This window comes from Streptomyces colwelliae (assembly GCF_048158785.1).
Taxonomy (GTDB): domain Bacteria; phylum Actinomycetota; class Actinomycetes; order Streptomycetales; family Streptomycetaceae; genus Streptomyces.
Map to the genome: position 1 here is coordinate 1 of NZ_JBLTJC010000758.1, position 1,683 is coordinate 1,683.

2 protein-coding genes and 1 pseudogene are annotated in these 1,683 nt (G+C 72.8%); all 3 read right to left on the minus strand.

Going from position 1 to position 1,683, the window contains the following annotated elements:
* A pseudogene (locus ACNFOC_RS54040) lies at positions 1-99 on the minus strand (beta-galactosidase); the annotation flags it as partial.
* A gap of 72 nt (positions 100-171) precedes the next feature.
* Positions 172-984, minus strand: a complete 813-nt coding sequence (locus ACNFOC_RS54045) for a DUF3097 domain-containing protein (RefSeq protein WP_416966265.1) — start codon at positions 982-984, stop codon at positions 172-174.
* A 34-nt stretch (positions 985-1,018) separates the two neighbouring features.
* Positions 1,019-1,683, minus strand: a 665-nt coding sequence (locus tag ACNFOC_RS54050) for an MBL fold metallo-hydrolase (protein WP_416966266.1), incomplete at its 5' end; no start/stop codon positions are given.

The following is a 1,683-nucleotide window of genomic DNA, read 5'->3' on the forward strand; positions in this document are numbered from 1 at the left end:
GATCGCGCCCCGCGAGCCGAAGGCGAGGCGGACGCCCTCGCGGGTCACCGGGAGCGCGTCAGGGTGCGCGCGGTAGAACCACGCCGGCGGCGCGGCCGACTGCTGGCCGACGCGGTGGTGCGGGACCTGGTGGACTGACCGGATCGACCCGTCAGCACTCGTCAGCGTGCGTCAGCTGTCCTCGGGTGCCGTGACGAAGTCGATCAACTCCTCGACCCTGCCCAGCAGTTCCGGCTCCAGATCCTTGTACGAGCCGACCTTGGCCAGAATCGCCTGCCACACCGCACCGGTGTTTTCCGGCCAACCCAGCGCCCGGCACACCCCCGTCTTCCAGTCCTGCCCGTGCGGGACGCGGGGCCACGCGGCGATGCCCACGGAGGACGGTTTCACGGCCTCCCAGATGTCGATGTACGGGTGGCCCACGACCAGCGCGTGCTCACTCGTGACCGACTGGGCGATGCGCCACTCCTTGGTGCCGGGGAGCAGGTGGTCGACCAGGATGCCGAGGCGGGCGTCCGGGCCGGGGGCGAACTCCGCGACGATCGACGGGAGGTCGTCGACACCCTCCAGGTACTCGACCACCACGCCCTCGATACGCAGGTCGTCGCCCCACACCCGCTCGACGAGTTCGGCGTCGTGCCGGCCCTCGACGTAGATCCGCCCGGCACGGGCCACACGCGCGCGTGCACCGGGAACGGCCACCGAACCGGAAGCCGTACGAGTGGGCCGTAGCGCACTCGACGACGGCGGCCTGACCAGGGTCACCACGCGACCCTCCAGGAGGAAGCCCCTCGGTTCCATCGGGAACACCCGGTGCTTGCCGAAGCGGTCCTCCAGGGTGACCGTGCCGGCCTCGCAGCGGATCACCGCGCCGCAGAAACCGGTGCCCGGCTCCTCGACTACCAGGCCCGCCTCCGCGGGGACCTCGGGGGCCGGCTTGGGCTTCTTCCACGGCGGGGTCAGGTCGGCGGAGTACTGGCGCATTCGGATGACGATAGGAGAACCGGGCCGACCACCGTCACGACACGCCGAAACGCGTTGCCAACGCGTCCCGTTGGGCCCGCACGAACCCCGCGTCCACCACCGCTCCGTGACCGGGCACGTACACCGCGTCCTCGCCGCCCAGCTCCAGGAGGCGGTCCAGGGCGGCCGGCCAGAGACCCGGTACGGCGTCGGGGCCCGCCTGCGGTTCGCCGGACTCCTCGACCAGGTCGCCGCAGAAGACGACCGGCGGGTCGCCCGGCACCACGACCACGAGATCGTGGGCGGTGTGTCCCCGCATCGCCACCAGCCGGACCTCCGGGCCGCCGTCCAGTTCGAGCAGGGTGGGGCCCCGCACGTGTTCGCGGGGGCGTACGAGGATGTCCGCCGCGTTCTCCGCCGCCCGCGGGTCCAGCCCGTTGCGCACCGCGTCGGCCCGCAACTCCTCACCGCCGCTCTCGAAGACCTCGGCCGCGCCCGCGGCCACGAAAACCGTCGCCCCGGCAAAGGCCGCCGCCCCCAGGACATGGTCGAAATGGGGGTGGGTGAGCGCGAGAAGCGGCACACGCCGTCCAGCGAGCGCCTGCGCCTGCCCGCGCAACCGCGCGCCCTCCGCCAGGCTCGACCCCGCGTCGATCAGCAGCGCCGAGTCCCCGCCGACGACCAGCCCGACCGTGCAGTCCCAGCCAGGCAGCCGGCACC